Raw genomic sequence first — 15,443 nt, 5'->3', positions numbered from 1 at the left:
CGCCACGGTCGCGGACTCACCGCACAGTGAAGGATGTTCCCCATGAACAAGAAGATGCGACTTCTCGCAGTTCCGACCCTGGCTCTTGGCGTCGTCGCCATGGCCGGAGCCCCCGCTATGGCTGACCACGCAGCCGGCTCCTACTCGTCCACGCTGGGCCAGCTCAACGGCACCACCGGCACCGGCACCGTCACCGTTGACGTCCAGGGCACCACCGCGACCGTCAACCTTCAGGTCAACGGCCTCGCCGAGACCTTCATGGACGGCCCCTACCCGCACGTCCAGCACATCCACGGCCTGGCCATGGGAACCTGCCCGACCAGCGCCGATGACGCCAACGGCGACGGCATCGTCAGCGTCACCGAAGGTGCCGGCAAGTACGGTGGAATCCAGTCGACGCTGACCACCAGCGGTGCCACCGGACCCGAAGAGGGCCTGAACCTCGCCCTCGGCGGCCAGGGTGGCAGCTACACCATCTCGCGTTCCTTCGAGATCAACCAGGGAACCCAGGACGCATTGGACGCCGGCACCGCCGTCGTCGTCGTCCACGGCCTGGATCCCGCAACGGCCGGCGTCTCCGAGGAAGTGTTCAACTCCCCCAGTGACCTCGACCCCAAGCTTCCCCTCGGCGCCACCTCCCCGGCCCTGTGTGGAAACCTCGCCGCTTCCCAGATGGGCGCCATGCCCAACGGTGGCGCCGACACCGGTGTCGCGCAGGACACCGACAGCAGCGTCGGCATGTACGCCCTCGCCGGCGGCCTGGTCCTCGCAGCAGCAGCAGGCGGAACGTTCGTTGTCCGTCGTCGCGGCTCCAACTAGCCTGACCACAGCACCACTGAACTGATCGGATACCTTTCAGACCATGATTAGTTCACCCAGCGGCCGCCGTCGAAACCTTCTGGTTTCGACGGCGGTCGCTGCTGTTCTCCTCACCGGATGTGGTGCGCCAGCCACCCCGCAGGCAGAGACCAGCACACCACCCAGCACCTCACCCAGCAGCACTGCCACCCCCACCGCGGATGCCTCCGCCTCGAGCCCGGCGTCGGCGCCCAGTACACCCGCGACCCCGGCACCTGCTACCGCGGCCGCCCCGGATGTTTTGCCGGAATCGGCTCCCGTCTCCTTCAGCATTCCGGCCATCGGCGCCGGATCGGACCTCCTCGCGTTGGGGCTGCGAGAGAACGGTTCCCTCGAGGTACCACCGGACGGACCTGGCGCCCCCGCCAGCTGGTACAACCAGTCCCCCACCCCCGGCGAGCAAGGGCCAGCGGTCCTGCTCGGGCATGTCAACGCCACCGACGGCGGCCCCGGCGTCTTCGCGAACCTCCGCACGCTCAAGGCCGGCGACATCATCGACATCACCCGCGAAGACGGTACGACGGCGAGCTTCGCCGTCGAACGCGGCGAGCAATATCCCAAGGACAACTTCCCCACCCTGACCGTGTACGGGAACACCGCGGGCTCAGAGCTTCGCCTGATCACCTGCGACGGCTACGACCCCGACACCGGACTCTTCGACGACAACTATGTCGTCTACGCCAAACGCGTCTGATTACACCAGGGCCAGACGGTGAAACCCGAACGTCTCTCACCGCCCCTTCCGTGCGGCCTGTCCCACCGCGCCTCACATGCACAGGCACCCGCCTTTTACACCTGCCCTACCTGCTGGCCGGTAAGTGATGGTTGAGGCTCGGTGCGGATTGATGTGCTGTCCTGTGGGGAAAGCTCTGCGAAATAGTTCACGGTAAGATGTATTCGATGGGTCATGGTGGCACCATCTCGGAGCTGAACGCTCCGATATACGGCTCGTCTGGCGTACCTGAACAGGCTCACCTGTTCGCGGTCGTGGGATGTGACAGGATCGGCACCTTTTTCATGAACCCCTGGTTTGCAGCAATGATCCCTCTGGCCATCATCGTGGTGCTGGGTTCCATTGCCTTTTTCATTGGCGTCAAGGGGTACCTGTCGAACGATCGCGACGACTTGGACCGGGACCCTGAACCGTCGCCCGCGACCGCCAGGCACTCCCCCGGCCCTCGGCCAACGTCCGCTTCGAGCTCGACCGAACGAGCGACACAACAAAATGCCTTGCGGGGCGCGATCGTCGCGAGCGACCGCTTGGTCTCGCGCGCCTCCCACGAGCGGGCTGTTCTGGTGCAATTCATCGACCTGTACGCGCCTGGCACCATCTCCATCCAGGAGTTCCTCTCCAACCTCCGGGCGGACTACTCCCGACGCGTCACTTTCGTCGCGCGTCACCTGCCCTCAAATGAACAGGCGCATCTGGGTGCCACGGCCCTGGAAGCCGCCGAGCGTCAGGGTTGCTTCCTTCCCTTCCTGGAAGCAATCACGCTGAGCCCGGACGCCCAGGAACTTCCCCGCCTGTACACCCCTGCCACCGTGGACACCTATCTGGGCGTGGCCCGTGAGCTAGGTCTCGACAGCGCACGATTCGAAGCCGACATGCGAAGCCCCGAGGTGCAGTCACTCATCGAGGCCGACCGGATCGAAGCTGCTGGTGTCGGCGTGACCCGAGCCCCCGCGCTGATCCTTCTCGATGACCAGAACCACAATGCTTTGACGTCACTAGATGACTTCCGCGAGGCGGTTCGACTCGTCGCAAGCTAGCGATCCGCAGGCCTTCCCTTCGAGCACCAACGTCCTAAATCCGAGGCACAAGAGCTCCAGGGGCCAAATGATGAGGGATGCTGCGTCAGTCGTACTGCTCGCGGGTCAAGGGGTTCCTATCGCCGGCGATCGTGGTGTTCGGAGCGTTGTCTGAGCTGCTCGAGGTAGGCGTTGTACGCGTCGAGCTCCGGGGTTCCCTCCCGATTGTGCTTGCGGTCGATAGCCCGTGAGGTCACGGTGTCGTCGCGTTGCCAGCGCACCATGATGATCAGGAGCATCAGCACCGAGGGAAGTTCCCCGTAGGACCAGGCCAGGCCGCCGGCGATGCCCTGATCGGTGAGCGGGTCCACGTCCCACCCTGCGGGCAGGGTGCCGAAGAAATCGACGACAGGGGTGGTCGCCATCATCAGGACGACGCCGAAGAACGCGTGGAGGGGCATTTCGGCGAAGATGTCGAGGAACCGGCCGAAGTGGGATTGTTTCACCGGTAGAGGGTCCGTCGATAGCACGGGGACGGTGAAGAGCACCCCGGAGATCAGAAACAGCAGTTCAAGGGTGATGTGCCCGTACCAGGACGGCAGCATCGCGTCGGCAATACCGCTGAGGTAGACCCCATAGAAGCTGACAAGGAACACCGGGATCATGAATGCCGGATGAAGGGCGATCCGAGCGGATCTCGAGCGCAGTCCCGCGTGAGCGAGCCGGAGGATCGGGCGCCCAACGCCATGGTGAGGGGTGGCGCGCAGCAACAAGGTGCCGGGCCGACCCAGGACCAGAAGCGGGGGGACGGCCATCATGAGCGTCAGCTGCTGGAACATGAAGACGGAGAACATGCGCAGACCGTAGCCTTCGACTCCGGCACCCATGGTGATCATGATGATGGTGCAGCCCGCCAAGAAGATCGCCGTCCGCCACAGCGGCCAGGAACGACCCATCGACCACAGGCGGATCGCGCCAGCCAGATACAGCACACCCAGGACCAAAGCGATTCCGGGGATCAGCGGGATCGGTTGCAGGGTCGGCGCCAGGTAGGTTGCCCACGACGGCGGGGCCTCCGGTATCCACACCGGTCCACTCACCCACGGATCACTCACTGATGTACAACCATCCCAACTTCACGGTCTCGCCAACGTCTAGCTCATTCATCCCCACGGATCGGGTACCGGCACTCCGCACCCTCCGCAGTCCCAAAAATGGAAGCAGACACCTAACGAACAGTGCTAGCAATCCGTGCCGGACCTTCAGCCCGGAGTGGCATCCACACAGGTAGCGACTGAAGCGCACTAAGAGACAAGCAGACAATGAAATAGCGGTGAGTGCCCCCGTCCAGGGCGCTCACCGCTATCTCAGCTTGAGGGCGACCACTTCACCAGAGGGTGAAGTTAGCCTGCGACGCGCACGAAGGTCGATCCGGCGAGGTCGGACAGGGGGTGCTCCATGGTGAGGTTCGCACCATTCATGCCGCTGCTGATGACCTTGCCGCCACCGACGTAGATTGCGACGTGCCCCGGACGGACCACGAGGTCACCGGGGGCCGGGGTGGCGACGACAGTTCCGTACTGCAGGAACTGCATGGGGCCGAGGTCTCCGACGTTCTTGCCGATCGAGCGCAGTGCCCGCTCAGCAAGAACAGTGCAGTCCTGGATGGACCCGATCTGGGAGTAGGCCGATGCCACGATCGCCGCACCGACGCCGCTGGCGGGAACACTCGGGGCTGCGGGAGCCACCGGGGCGATCGGGGCGACAGTGGCCGAGGTCAGGGAGTACGTGGGCTGGGCTGCCGTGGGAGCGGGTGCTGCGGCAGGGGCGCTGTAGAAGACCTGGCCGGTGGGGGCGGCAGCGGGAACCGCGGCTGCACTGACAGAGACACTGGCAGCGGCACCGCCGGAAAGCTGGATCTGCTGGCCCGGGTAGATAACCGATGCGTAGGACAGGCCGTTGCTTGCCAGCAGCGCATCGAGGTTCACGCCGTGCTTGGCGGCGATGGCACCCATGGTGTCACCGGAGGCAACCGTGTAGACGCCTGCAGCAGCTGCGGCGGGGGCCTGCGCTGTGAGGGTGCTGGAGGTGTCCTGCGTGTAGGTGCCGGCCTGGGCCGCAGGGGCTCCAACAGCGAAGACGAGGCCGCCGGTAGCAGCTGCGATGATGGCCGGCTTGCCCAGCGCTACAGCGCCGGTCTTCGCGGAATACGACAGGCCCTCGAGGGCGATGGAGTGGGTGACGACAGCGCGGTGGCGCGCAGAAATGGACGGACGTGACATGGTGATTGCCTCTCCCATGCCTGCGGGGTGAGCTGTCGGGTTCGGATGGGAGTCACCCGGCCGTCCTCAATCCAGTCCTATGGCAGCACGCAGCGACGCCGTGCAGGAATGAGCTGATAGATCGACTTAACCCCGAGGGTCAACACACGAACGTGCGGTGACCCGGTGGAAACGTGGTTCCCCCGTCCCTGCCATATGGATTGTACGAACGGATCCCGGGAGCAGCGGCAGGGCTCGGCATTCTGCGCGGGAGAGCGATCTCGACGGGTGCCGGGATCACCTGAGGAGAATACCCCAGGATGGTATTTGATGTCACGTTCGCGTAACGAGACTGAGCGTGTTGCCACGACACGCGGACGAATTACTCGATACTGGGCGCTCGTGGAACTTCTAGCCCTGTTATTCGTTCAACCGCCCGCTATCGCTGGCGGATACTGGTGAGGGCCATGCATTTCACATGACCCAGGACCGCATCGACGGCAACCTACACCGGGCAGTAATGCGCCGACGATGATGAGGGGAACGACCATGACCACCCACATCGCACCGGAAGTCAGCGTCAGCACTACTACCGCAGCACAACCAGCCCACCAGACGGACCCGCCCGATGAGGCAGCACCCCATCAGCACGGATACGCGACCGATAGAAGCGCCTATTTGCGCCGACTCAAGCGCATCGAAGGTCAGGTCCGCGGAATAGCCCGCATGGTTGATGAGGACCAATACTGCATCGATATCCTCACGCAGGTTGCCGCCGTGAACAGCGCTATGCACGCCCTCAGCCTCGGGCTCCTGGAAAGTCATCTCGCCCACTGCGTCGCAGATGCTGCCCATGAAACCGCACGCCCAAACGACACAGCTGATTCCACGAGCACAGGTGCCGTCGACGCAAAAATCCAGGAAGCAACCAAGGCAATAGGCCGGCTACTGAGATAACAGCTGGCCCTCTTCACAACGTTCCCCTGCTACCCGAGGGTCACTTGTCGGCACCCTCAACCTGGCTGCGGGAGTGACCTCCACGCACAATCCCAAAGTCACTCCCCCTTTTTGCTTCCCTCCATCCGGCGTTCACCGTCTCGGGCCTAGCCCACCCCAAAGCCTTTTTCCTTCTCAAGATCTGATTCAGGCACATCATGGGGGCGAACCGGGCGCCTGCCAGCCTTCACCGCAGCCGATGGTGGTGTCCCATTGCTGAGGTCGGCTGCGAGAACGGCGACTACTCCTTCGCGTCCGATGTCTGTGGTTCCAACTCGTTCGGTGAGGAACTCTGCGAGTTTCTCCCTGCGGTCCACTGAGTCCCACAGTTCCTCGGCTCTAGCTACTGCTTGCTGCGTGTCGAGGTCATTCTGCAGGTCCCCGGCCGCGACGACCGCTGACTGTCGTTGGGCCTTTGCGTGGTCACGCTGGGCGTCCTGATCATTGCCTGCTCCGGGACCGTCGGAGATAGCGTCCGCTGCCACCTGTAGTGGTACTTGTCGGTGCTCCTCGAGGTACTCCTCAGGAGTCAGGTTGTACCGTGTGCGGATCTCGTCGTGTATGTGTTCGCGGGAAAGGCGGGCCATGTCATCGAACGGCTCCCACTGCTGTGCGAGGGCGTGCTGGGAGGCGATGTCCTCAGGTCTGGCCGCTTCCCAGAACTGCGGCTGGTGGACAGCTCCGAGCTGGGTCCGCATGACGGCTCGTTCGGCTTCGAACCGCTCCTGGAGCTGTCGACGCTCGGCGTCCTGGGCGCGCAGCATCTGCTCGTTCCGCTCTGCGCGCTGACGGGCGAGTATTTCGCCGAGCCTGCCTGCGACGGCAAGGGCTGACTGCAACTGCGGTCGGAACAGCCCCTCTGCCCCATCGGGTGTGTCATGGTTCATGCGCTATCTCCCTATCCCTTGATCCGGCACGTGCAGCTCTGTCTCGAAGTTCTCCGCAGGTCGCTGTCCTCGCAGCGGGCGCTTGGCCTCTGTCAAGGACGGCACCGCCTTCCGTTCCACACCGGCGGTGTGCTCCTGAGTGGTCAATGCTGCTGGCAGTCGCGGTTCGGGGACGTCGGGCAGCGGTGCTCCGACGATGCTCAGGTGCTCACGCACCGTCTCGGTCAGGAGATTTGCTTCGCGCAGCTCCTGATTGCTGGCCTGCATGTCGTGCAGGAGCCGGATGGTGCGGAGCATCTGCTGCATGATGAGCGTCTGCGCGACCGGTGACGGGGCGGTGGCGGCCGCGAGGAGGAACGCTGTGGTGCCGGACATCCGCAGTGCTGGCTTCACGGGTTCGCTGATGGTCACCCCTGACCGATGTGCCGAACGGGCCAGCACACGCGAGGCGTGGGCCAGCGGCCCGGGCTCAGCCTCAGTGGCCTTCGACCAAGCACCGAATACACCAGCGGCTTCACGGGCAACGTGCGCCCATGTCTGGTGATCACTCGGGTCGACCTGGGACATAACTCTGCGTGCCTTTGCCATGTCCAGTGCAAGCTTTCTGGCCGCCACCTCATCGACAGCTACCCCGCCGACCATGGATGCACGGATGCCGCGTCTCATGTCGGGTGCTTGGTTATGCACGACCCTTTGGTGGCGCTTGGCTGCCCACCATTCTTCGGCCGCTTCCTGGGACGCTTCCGGGGTGTCGGTCCACGCGGTGCGCAGCGCCGGCAGGGTCAGGTCCTTTGCGAGCTTCCCGCCGCCGAACCACACGGGGTCCATGCCCTTGGTTGGTCGCTCCGCGACGGAGTAGCCGGTGACGACAGAGCGGCCGCCGTCAGCGAAGCGGGCGCTGACGAGTAGCTCCTGGCAGCGAAGCCGGCGCACGAACTCAGCTTCGGAGAGGGAAGCGATGGCGCTGGAGCGAACAGTCCGCTCGAGGCGGTGTCGGGCTGGTTCCTTAGCTCCTCCCACCTGTCGGTCTGCCAGCTGTTCGGCTGGCTTCAGTCCGCGCTCGGAGTGCTGTCCCAGCTCGATGAGTCCAAACTGCTTCTCGAGGTTCCGGGCGGCGGTCTGCGCCTTCGGGAAGTCTGACCAGTCGCTCCACTTCGTGCCGTCCTCACGGACGCGGGAGGCGACGATGTGGATGTGGTCGTTGCCGGCGGTGCTCGTGCCGTGCTGTACGGCGACCCACTGGCACGCGGCCTTCCCGCTCGTCTCGGTGAAGCCCATGTCGTCCATGAACTTCTCCGCCATGTCCGCCCACTCACGGTCGCTGACAGGCCGTTCATCGGCACGTAGTGACAGAGAGCAGTGCCAGACGTGCTGGTCCATCTCGACGTCATTGATCCGCTTGTTGAGGTCAATTTCCTGTGCCGCGAGAACCGCCGACTGATCGTTGAGCTGCGCGTCTCCGAACCACGCCATGATCGTCGGGCTACCGGCTACAAGGTGCGGGTCGGTGTGCTCGTTGCTCTTTCCTGGACCGACCAGATACTTCATCAGGCCGACGGTCCGGGAGCCCTTCGTGATGTTCGGAATCACGGCTTCAGCTCGTACATCTTCGATTCGATCTGCCGCATCAGCTGACGGGTCTCCTGCATCGCTGCAGCGGCGTAGTCCTTGACCTCACCGGTCGCGTTCGCGTGGCGCGCGATCTGGTTCATGTTATTGGCCGCCGTCGCGATGAGACGACGGATCGCCAGCAAGGTCACAACCTCCTGCTTCTTCACCGTCAGCACCGCCGGGTCCCCCGAACCGAGAGCTGCGTCGACGAGGATCGCCGACGGCGACAAACCAGTCTGAGCTTCCAGCTGCAGCAGCTGAGCACGCTCCATCTCGGACATCGAGACCCGCACGTACACGGTCTTACCCTCAATGCGCTTGCGCCGCGAGGACCACACGTGCCGCTTGCCGGCACTAGGAGGACGCGCAGCGGATTCCTGCTCCTGACTTTCGCTCATCGCTCGTCCTCCCTTCAGGCCCAGCGCAGCGCCCCTCGAACGGAGGCCCCACACCCCAAGTGTGTCACCGCTCAGCCTCAGGCGCCAGCGGAATCGATATTTATGGCACATAAACGCATAGCTTGCTCCGTAGGTAATTGGGAACTCTCTTCCTGGCGGGGTGTGCCGCGTGGGGTGTTCCATCTTTCGGGAGACGCTTCGCGTCTGGATTGACCCTCACGGCTGCGCCGTTCCGTTTCGGCTTGTGAATGTACTGTCCGCCCTTCTCTTGGCAAGGCTCCGAGGACGGCTTTCGCGGCATATCCTCGCTTCGCTCCGGTATTCCACGGTCCGACCTCTCCACCTTGCCAATTCACTTCGCGTCCAAGTGATGACGGCATTGCCGAAAGGAATGGGGCAAAGATGAAAGAGGGACTCATGGTGGGCACGATGATGACACCGAAGGACGTGGCTGAGTTGTACGGAGTGACAAGCCAAGAGCTAGCTCAATGGCGCCGGGCCAACCTCGGACCGCCCTACTTCATACTCGGACGGAACACCGTCCGGTATGACTCCGGCGACATTGAGGACTGGTTCAACGATCCCGCTAACGGGTACCTCCACGACTACCCAGCGGGCCGGTAGAAACTGCACCCCGTGGCGGCTGTCTGTGCACCCCAATAGGCAAAGGTTAGGCTGATGAGCATGGCTACCATCGACCTCGAAACCACCAAAGACCAGGCACGTAAACTCCTCGACTCCCGTATCGAATCTGTCACCGATCTGGTGATCGCCCGGAAGCGCGTAGACGAGCTGCGCGAGCAGCTCGCCGACGCCGAACGTGAAGATAAGAAGGCATACGTCCGAGCAACGAAGGACGGATGGAGTGAGGACGAACTGAAGAAGCTCGGCCTGGAGGCCGGCGGTGTTGCTAAGCGTCGCTCACGACGCTCTGCCAACTCTGAGGAAGCAGCCTCGCCGGCCCCCAGCACTGCGGCGAACAGCTGACCGTAGACGACGAGAGGGCGGTCCCTACCCGGTAGGAACCGCCCTCTTTCTATGTGTGAACCCTAGCGTTCAAATCCACCCGACTGCTCAATGTTCCGGCCCGGCAGATGGCTCGGCCGGGGCTGCGCTCCCGTTCTGTCAGCTGCTTGTCCGGGCTTCGGAGAGTTTGGGAAGGCCATCCGCATGTGGCGCTTTAGATCCTCCAGTTCAGGGGTGAGCGTTATCTGCGCGGCGTCTTCTCCACGCATCTCACGACTGATCCTCTCGACTTCCCACTTGGCCTTCTCAAGTGCCTCCGTGTGCTTGAATGGCTGCTTCAGTGCGTTTGCCGCGTCGCGGTACTCCTGCCGTGCTTCCTCCAGCTGCCGCTCGCGCTTGACCACCTCGTCAGGCAGGCGCGTGATCTGATTCTCGAGGCGCTGAACGACCCCGACAGTCGGGAACAGAGCATCGTTTCGTTTGAGCTCCACCGCGACGCCAGGCGCGCCCTCGATCTGCAACTCGACGCGGGATGCGCCCATCTCCACCATGTTCGCCTGGCCCTGCACGAACCTGATGTCGTGACCACCAATGGATGCCATCACACCAAGGTCCTTCGACCCCTGGATAGGGGGTCGTCCTGCGGCGTTCCTGTCCGCCCACGTGCGTAGCGCTTCCACTGCGTCAGTGCGCTTGTCGACGGTCCTACCGTTGATGGTCATACGGAACGCGTCGCCGCCAAAATCGTGGGTTGTGCGTGCGGCGGCTTCCTTCAGCGCGGGCAGTTCGGCGACCAATGCGCGACCTCGGACGAGTGAGCTGTCCTTACGGCGGGTGAGTGCCGCCTGGTTGCGGTGCCAAGCACGTTCGAGGCGCCGCAGGCGGGTCAGTTCCTGATCAGCTTTGGACTTCTCCAGGATGAGCGGGTTACCGCTGGAGATGGCTTTGACCTCCGCGAAGGACAGGGTGCTGTCTCCCACGTCTTCGATCTCGCGGACGTCGAGGCGGCCGCGCATGATCTGGTCGATGAACTTGCTCTTGCGCTCCAACGTCTGCCACATGAAGGTGTCGAACGATCCCTTGGTGACCACCTGTGAGATGGCCACCTCGGGGTTCTGGTTCCCCTGCCGGATGATGCGGCCATGGCGTTGCGCGACATCGGCCGGCCGCCACGGCGCGTCGAGGTCGACCAGGTGAACGGCACGGTCTTGGATGTTCGTGCCTACGCCCATCTTCTGGGTCGAGCCGACCAGCACCGCGACGTCCCCTGTCCGGCAAGCCGCAAACAGCCGGCCCTTCTCGGCGTCGTTCTTGGCTTCGTGCATGAACCGGATCTTCTCTGCTGGAACCCCACGCTGCACCAGGTCCTCACGCAGCTGCCCGTACACGTTCCAGTTGACCGACGGTGTGCCGAGGTCGCAGAACACGATCTGCAAAGCGCCCGGTGTGGGGTGTGGTTCCTTCGTCGCCGGGTCGTCGTAAATGCGGTCCTTGTTCTCCTCGTAGACCTTCGCTAGGAGGTCCGCTGTCGCACTGATCTTCGTCTCCCCGATCAGCACGTCGAGGTCGGGGTCGACCAGGCGCATGTCTAGGGCAGCCTTCCGGCCGTCCGTAGAAATCTTCAGCATATTGTCCTCGGTCGGATCGACCAGACGTGCCTGGATCTTTTCGGCGCGGTCAGCAATATCTGCGATGTACGCCTCGAGCTCGATGGTCGGTTCGACGGCCACCATGCGTGGCAGCCGTCGTTCGTCGTCGCGCTGCTCGATGTCGGGTACCGGCAGCTGCAGGTCCTCAGCGGTCTTCACGTCCGCGAAAGTGTGGAACATCTTCAGCAGCTCGGGCACGTTCTGGAACTTCGAGAACCGTTCCTTCATCTTGAAGCTGTCGCCGCCGGCAACGGTCATCTCCATCTCGGTGACAACCTGACCGAAGGTCGCAGCCCACGTGTCGAAGTCATTGATGCCAGCCTGCTCCAACAGGTCAGGACGCAGGTAGCGCTGCATCACATACATCTCCGTGACACTGTTGGCGATCGGCGTCGCAGTCGCACCGGTAATCACCCGATCCCCGTGGACGCTGCGCAGGTACTCCACCTTGGAGTGGAGGTCCGTGGCACGGTTCGACCCGTCGATAGCGGCATCCTGAATGTTCGATGCTGTTTCGAGGTTCTTGAAGTCGTGCAGCTCGTCCACGAGCAGGTAGTCAATTCCGGTCTGCTCGAACGTGATCCCCGGATCGGTTGGCCGGTCCAGCTTGGCCTTCGTCCGCTCCTCGAGCGCCTGCAGGCGGCTCTCGATCTTCTTTACGGAGAGCATTTTTTGGCCTGCTGCGTCGGCACGCTGCTTCGCTGCGTTCAGCTCGGCGCGTTGCCGTTCAATTTCCCTATTGGAGTACGCGACCTGCGACTCGTCCGAGAGCTGGATGCGCTCGAACGCAGTGCGGGTCATGATGATCGCGTCCCAGTCGTTCGCGGCCGCGCGGGCCACGAACTCCCGGCGCTTCTCGCCGGCGAGGTCGGCCGAGGAAGCGGCGAGGATCTGCGCCTGAGGGTAAATCTGCAACCATTCCCGGGCGAACTGGTCGAGCATGTGGTTCGGCACGATCACCGCGGGCTTACGGGCCATGCCCAACCGGCGCAGCTCCATGGAACCCATCACCATTTCGGCGGTCTTGCCAGCCCCTACCTCGTGAAAGAGTCCCACCGATGGCTCGGAAATCATGCGAGCCACAGCGGCCAGCTGGTGCGGCCGAGGCTCGAAGTTCTTCACGAGCCCGGGCAGGGTCAACCGCTCACCTTCGACGGTGTAGTCGCGCAGCACGAGCGAGTTGAAGCGTCGGTTGTACTCGTCCGTCAAAGCCACAGCACGGTCGGCGTCTTCCCACACCCACTCCCCGAAACGGTCCTGCATCAGCTGAGCCTTCTCCTGCGCTGCAGCGGTTTCGGTGGGGTTCAGGATGCGCCGCTGGCTCTGCGGATCAGGGTCAGGGTCGGTGACCTGAACTCGCTTCTGTTCGAGGAGGTCCTTGAAAATCTCTCCCGCCGGCATCCTCTCCGTTCCCCAGTCATTGCGGACGGTGAAGCTGTGCCTGTTGGCCTGGACATCCCAGTTCGCGCCGGTGATCCGATCCACACGGGCCCGTGGGTCGCGGGTGATGTGCTGCAGGAACTCCTGATGCACCTCGGCCGAGATCCACACAGAGCCGATGCGCGCCTCAATTTCATCCGCACCCAGAGGAAGCGGCATCGCACTGCGCAGGTCCTGAACATTGCGGTTGTACCGCTCGTCCTCGGCTGCAGCTTCCACGGCACGATCAAGCTTCTCCCTGATGTTGCCGCTGAGGTACTCCGCCCGCGTCTCCAAAGCACCCGGCTCCCCTGGCACGTCATAGACCAGCTCGCCCAGCGCCTGCCGTGCGGCATCACGTTCGATGCCGAGCAGCCGAGCAACCTCTGCGAGGTCGACCTCACCGGTGTTGTCCAAGGTGACAGCCAGCGCCTCAGCCGGGGTGTCGACACCGCGGATGGGCTGGCGCGGCTGGACCTGGCGTTCGCGCTGCAGGGCCGACGGCGTAGCCGTCTGACTACCCTCATCGAAGTTCTCCAACGCCTTCACGAGCGCACCAAACGGGTCGCCCTTCATCAGCGCGACGGCCTTCGGCGTGACTCTGGCCATGATGTCCGCACCAGCGTCATTGGTCCTACCGGTTCGCCGTTCCGAGAACCGGTTGATCGGCCCGTAGGTGGCCACATACGCCTGGTAGGAGCTTTGAAGATCCTGCCGTGCAGCACCGAGCTGGGGTGTGTCCTCCACATTGGTCGCCTCGAGCACGAGGACCGACCGTCCAGCATCTCGGAGGTTCAGCAGTGACCTCAACTCGGCGGCCGCCGTCCGTGGCACGACCAGCGGAACCACCGTGCCGTCGATCCCAACCTGGGTGAACGTGCCGTCCGGGACGGCTGCGATATGGCCGACCTGCAGGTCACTGCCTGCCGGGACGATGGCGGCAGATTCGATGACCTGCCCGTCCTGACGCTCTGCGGCTCCCCTGTCGGCGTCGACGGCGGTGAGGGCGATGTCCCGCAGCTGGTCGTGCAGCTGCTCCGGTACGGCGGACAGGTCCTCGTTGCGCACGGTGAGCGTCGCTGACCCGTACATGCCGTTACCCACCACGGGCTCACCCAGCACCCGCTGCGGGTTCTCGATGAAGTAGGCGTTCATCCGGGCCACGTCCTGGCTCGCGTCGACCTCGGCGTCTTGGTTGTCGCCTACGGACAGGACACGCGACTCCAGCCACTGCGGGCTGAGCGGTGCCTCTCCCGGGAGTCGTTTGCGGAAGATCAGGACGTCGGTGAGGGCGTCGGTGCCGGCGGCGCGACGGTGCGCACCGGTCGGCAGGCGGACTGCGCCGAGCAGGTCGGCTGTCTCGTAGATTTCGCGGCGGACTGCCGGGTTCTGCGCGTCCAGGGTGAACGCGGACGAGATGACGCCGACGACGCCACCTGGTCGGGTGAGGTCGAGGGACTTGATGATGAAGTGGTTGTGCATCGAGTGGTTGCCCGCGTTGTGTCGCGGGTCGTGCAGCCTGGTCTTGGCGAACGGGACGTTGCCGACGGCAGCGTCGAAGTAACCGGTAGGCAGGCGCGTGTCAGCGAAGGACTCGGCGCGGATGTCAGCGTCCGGGTAGAGGGCTTGGGAGATGCCCGCGGTGATCGGGTCCAGCTCCACACCGGTCATGGTCGCCGTCTCGGGTGCGAGGCCGATGAAGGTGCCGGCACCTGATCCCGGTTCGAGCACGCGGCCACCGGTGAAGCCCAAAGTGTTCAGGGTCTGCCAGAGTTCCGCAGCAAGGGCGGGGTCGGTGTAGTGGGCGTTGATGACCGTCCGGTTCGCGGCCCGGTACTCGTCCTCACTCAGCAGCTCGCGCAGCTGGGCGCGGTCAGCCTCGTACTCGATCCGGGTCTCATCAAACACCTCAGCCACACCTGTGGCACCCCAGCTCCCCCACCGTGCCAGCACGGCACGCTCCTGCGCGGTGGCCGCCCGATCCTGCTCCTGCAGCTCGCGCAGAACACGCAGCGCAGCAACGTTGGCCTGGAAACGCGCACGGGCACCGGACGGTGCAAGGTCCTCCTGGCGTACCGGAATGAAGCGGACGTCCGCTTCAACCGCGGGCGTCAGCTCTGAGAGTTGTCCCTCGCGTCCTGATAGGCCAGCTCCTCGGCCCTGACCTCCTCCATCCCCTCCTGCAGGATCCGCTTCACTTCCTTCCGGTGCTCCAGCAAGATCGAGCTGGTCGTCTCCTCCTCGTCCGTCTCGTCGCCCTCCGTCTCCATCTCGCTCGGAGTCAGCATCTCGGCCCGAACGATTTCCTCGGCCTGCATCCTCGAGGCCGTCAAGCGTCCGTACTTCTCCAAGAACGAGTCGGTCGTCGAGTCCGGGCCCGCTATCTCCCGCGTCAGATCCTCGACCCTCTGCTCCGCTTCCTCCCCCAGCTTCCGGAACCACTCCTCCGGGTCCGGGATCAGGGCGTACTGCGACGGCGCGGTCATCTTCCACGTCTCCTGCGCGAACTTGCCGTACTTGTTCATCAAGAACCTCCTCTGGTGGTGCGAAAAGAAATGCGTCTAGGTCGAGAGCTGCTTGTCCATCAATCTGGTTGCGCCTGCGCGATCGCGCCATCTTCGGTCCCCCTGGTGCCGGTCGAATCCTGCC

At 63.9% G+C, this 15,443-nt stretch carries 13 protein-coding genes and 1 riboswitch; of the genes, 6 read left to right on the top strand and 7 right to left on the bottom strand.

Annotated features, from left to right (window positions below; genetic code table 11):
- Nucleotides 1-42 precede the first annotated feature (42 nt).
- From V6S67_RS18985 to V6S67_RS18975, 3 genes are all read left to right on the top strand, one after another.
- Nucleotides 43-819 carry a hypothetical protein gene (locus V6S67_RS18985; protein ID WP_334211887.1) on the top strand — a complete coding sequence of 259 codons (777 nt, stop codon included), beginning with the start codon at nucleotides 43-45 and terminating at the stop codon, nucleotides 817-819.
- A gap of 280 nt (nucleotides 820-1,099) precedes the next feature.
- Nucleotides 1,100-1,552 carry a class F sortase gene (locus tag V6S67_RS18980; protein ID WP_334211886.1) on the top strand — a complete coding sequence of 151 codons (453 nt, stop codon included), beginning with the start codon at nucleotides 1,100-1,102 and terminating at the stop codon, nucleotides 1,550-1,552.
- Nucleotides 1,553-1,749: 197 nt separating this feature from the next.
- A complete protein-coding gene (locus V6S67_RS18975; protein ID WP_334211885.1) occupies nucleotides 1,750-2,628 on the top strand; it encodes a DsbA family protein in 879 nt (292 codons plus the stop codon).
- Nucleotides 2,629-2,744: 116 nt separating this feature from the next.
- On the opposite strand, the gene V6S67_RS18970 is transcribed toward V6S67_RS18975, so the two are convergent.
- Both V6S67_RS18970 and V6S67_RS18965 read right to left on the bottom strand, forming a co-directional pair.
- On the bottom strand, nucleotides 2,745-3,722 hold the full coding sequence (locus tag V6S67_RS18970; RefSeq protein WP_334211884.1) for a cytochrome c oxidase assembly protein: 978 nt from the start codon (nucleotides 3,720-3,722) through the stop codon (nucleotides 2,745-2,747).
- A 288-nt stretch (nucleotides 3,723-4,010) separates the two neighbouring features.
- Complete coding sequence (locus V6S67_RS18965; protein ID WP_334211883.1) at nucleotides 4,011-4,889, bottom strand: C40 family peptidase; 879 nt, start codon at nucleotides 4,887-4,889, stop codon at nucleotides 4,011-4,013.
- A 2-nt stretch (nucleotides 4,890-4,891) separates the two neighbouring features.
- Nucleotides 4,892-5,104, bottom strand: a riboswitch (cyclic di-AMP (ydaO/yuaA leader).
- Between the two features lie 313 nt (nucleotides 5,105-5,417).
- Between V6S67_RS18965 and V6S67_RS18960 the strand changes: the two genes are divergently transcribed.
- The gene (locus tag V6S67_RS18960; RefSeq protein ID WP_334211882.1) at nucleotides 5,418-5,825 is read left to right on the top strand and encodes a metal-sensitive transcriptional regulator; all 408 of its coding nucleotides are present in this window, start codon (nucleotides 5,418-5,420) and stop codon (nucleotides 5,823-5,825) included.
- A gap of 146 nt (nucleotides 5,826-5,971) precedes the next feature.
- Here V6S67_RS18960 and V6S67_RS18955 read toward each other — a convergent pair whose 3' ends face one another.
- Genes V6S67_RS18955 through mobC form a run of 3 tightly spaced genes read right to left on the bottom strand, consistent with a single transcriptional unit; the run spans nucleotide 5,972 to nucleotide 8,760 of the window.
- On the bottom strand, nucleotides 5,972-6,751 hold the full coding sequence (locus V6S67_RS18955; protein WP_334211881.1) for a hypothetical protein: 780 nt from the start codon (nucleotides 6,749-6,751) through the stop codon (nucleotides 5,972-5,974).
- Between the two features lie 3 nt (nucleotides 6,752-6,754).
- Complete coding sequence (locus V6S67_RS18950; RefSeq protein WP_334211880.1) at nucleotides 6,755-8,341, bottom strand: relaxase/mobilization nuclease domain-containing protein; 1,587 nt, start codon at nucleotides 8,339-8,341, stop codon at nucleotides 6,755-6,757.
- The gene (gene mobC / locus V6S67_RS18945; RefSeq protein WP_334211879.1) at nucleotides 8,338-8,760 is read right to left on the bottom strand and encodes a plasmid mobilization relaxosome protein MobC; all 423 of its coding nucleotides are present in this window, start codon (nucleotides 8,758-8,760) and stop codon (nucleotides 8,338-8,340) included. The genes V6S67_RS18950 and mobC overlap by 4 nt, the downstream gene beginning before the upstream one ends.
- Before the next feature lie 402 nt (nucleotides 8,761-9,162).
- On the opposite strand from mobC, the gene V6S67_RS18940 reads away from it, so the two are divergent.
- Nucleotides 9,163-9,384, top strand: a complete 222-nt coding sequence (locus tag V6S67_RS18940) for a helix-turn-helix transcriptional regulator (RefSeq protein ID WP_334211878.1) — start codon at nucleotides 9,163-9,165, stop codon at nucleotides 9,382-9,384.
- Between the two features lie 60 nt (nucleotides 9,385-9,444).
- Nucleotides 9,445-9,747: a hypothetical protein gene (locus V6S67_RS18935; protein ID WP_334211877.1), complete on the top strand. Its 303-nt coding sequence runs from the start codon at nucleotides 9,445-9,447 to the stop codon at nucleotides 9,745-9,747.
- A 62-nt stretch (nucleotides 9,748-9,809) separates the two neighbouring features.
- Here V6S67_RS18935 and V6S67_RS18930 read toward each other — a convergent pair whose 3' ends face one another.
- Together V6S67_RS18930 and V6S67_RS18925 are read right to left on the bottom strand one after the other, a co-directional pair.
- On the bottom strand, nucleotides 9,810-14,702 hold the full coding sequence (locus V6S67_RS18930) for a helicase-related protein (RefSeq protein WP_334211876.1): 4,893 nt from the start codon (nucleotides 14,700-14,702) through the stop codon (nucleotides 9,810-9,812).
- A gap of 203 nt (nucleotides 14,703-14,905) precedes the next feature.
- Nucleotides 14,906-15,319, bottom strand: coding sequence for a TnpV protein (locus tag V6S67_RS18925; RefSeq protein WP_334211875.1), 414 nt, complete (start codon nucleotides 15,317-15,319; stop codon nucleotides 14,906-14,908).
- Nucleotides 15,320-15,443: the final 124 nt, after the last annotated feature.

This window comes from Arthrobacter sp. Soc17.1.1.1, from assembly GCF_036867195.1.
Classification (GTDB): domain Bacteria; phylum Actinomycetota; class Actinomycetes; order Actinomycetales; family Micrococcaceae; genus Arthrobacter_D.
Note: the sequence above shows the minus strand (reverse complement) of the source record. Positions and strands in the feature narration are given on the sequence as shown.

Excerpts from the sequence above, each read along its gene's own strand:
- V6S67_RS18985 (WP_334211887.1), top strand. The coding sequence starts at position 43 with ATGAACAAGAAGATGCGACTTCTCGCAGTTCCGACCCTGGCTCTTGGC.
- V6S67_RS18960 (WP_334211882.1), top strand. The coding sequence starts at position 5,418 with ATGACCACCCACATCGCACCGGAAGTCAGCGTCAGCACTACTACCGCA.
- V6S67_RS18975 (WP_334211885.1), top strand. The coding sequence starts at position 1,750 with ATGTATTCGATGGGTCATGGTGGCACCATCTCGGAGCTGAACGCTCCG.
- V6S67_RS18965 (WP_334211883.1), bottom strand. The coding sequence starts at position 4,889 with ATGTCACGTCCGTCCATTTCTGCGCGCCACCGCGCTGTCGTCACCCAC.
- V6S67_RS18935 (WP_334211877.1), top strand. The coding sequence starts at position 9,445 with ATGGCTACCATCGACCTCGAAACCACCAAAGACCAGGCACGTAAACTC.
- V6S67_RS18925 (WP_334211875.1), bottom strand. The coding sequence starts at position 15,319 with ATGAACAAGTACGGCAAGTTCGCGCAGGAGACGTGGAAGATGACCGCG.
- V6S67_RS18940 (WP_334211878.1), top strand. The coding sequence starts at position 9,163 with ATGAAAGAGGGACTCATGGTGGGCACGATGATGACACCGAAGGACGTG.
- V6S67_RS18955 (WP_334211881.1), bottom strand. The coding sequence starts at position 6,751 with ATGAACCATGACACACCCGATGGGGCAGAGGGGCTGTTCCGACCGCAG.
- mobC (WP_334211879.1), bottom strand. The coding sequence starts at position 8,760 with ATGAGCGAAAGTCAGGAGCAGGAATCCGCTGCGCGTCCTCCTAGTGCC.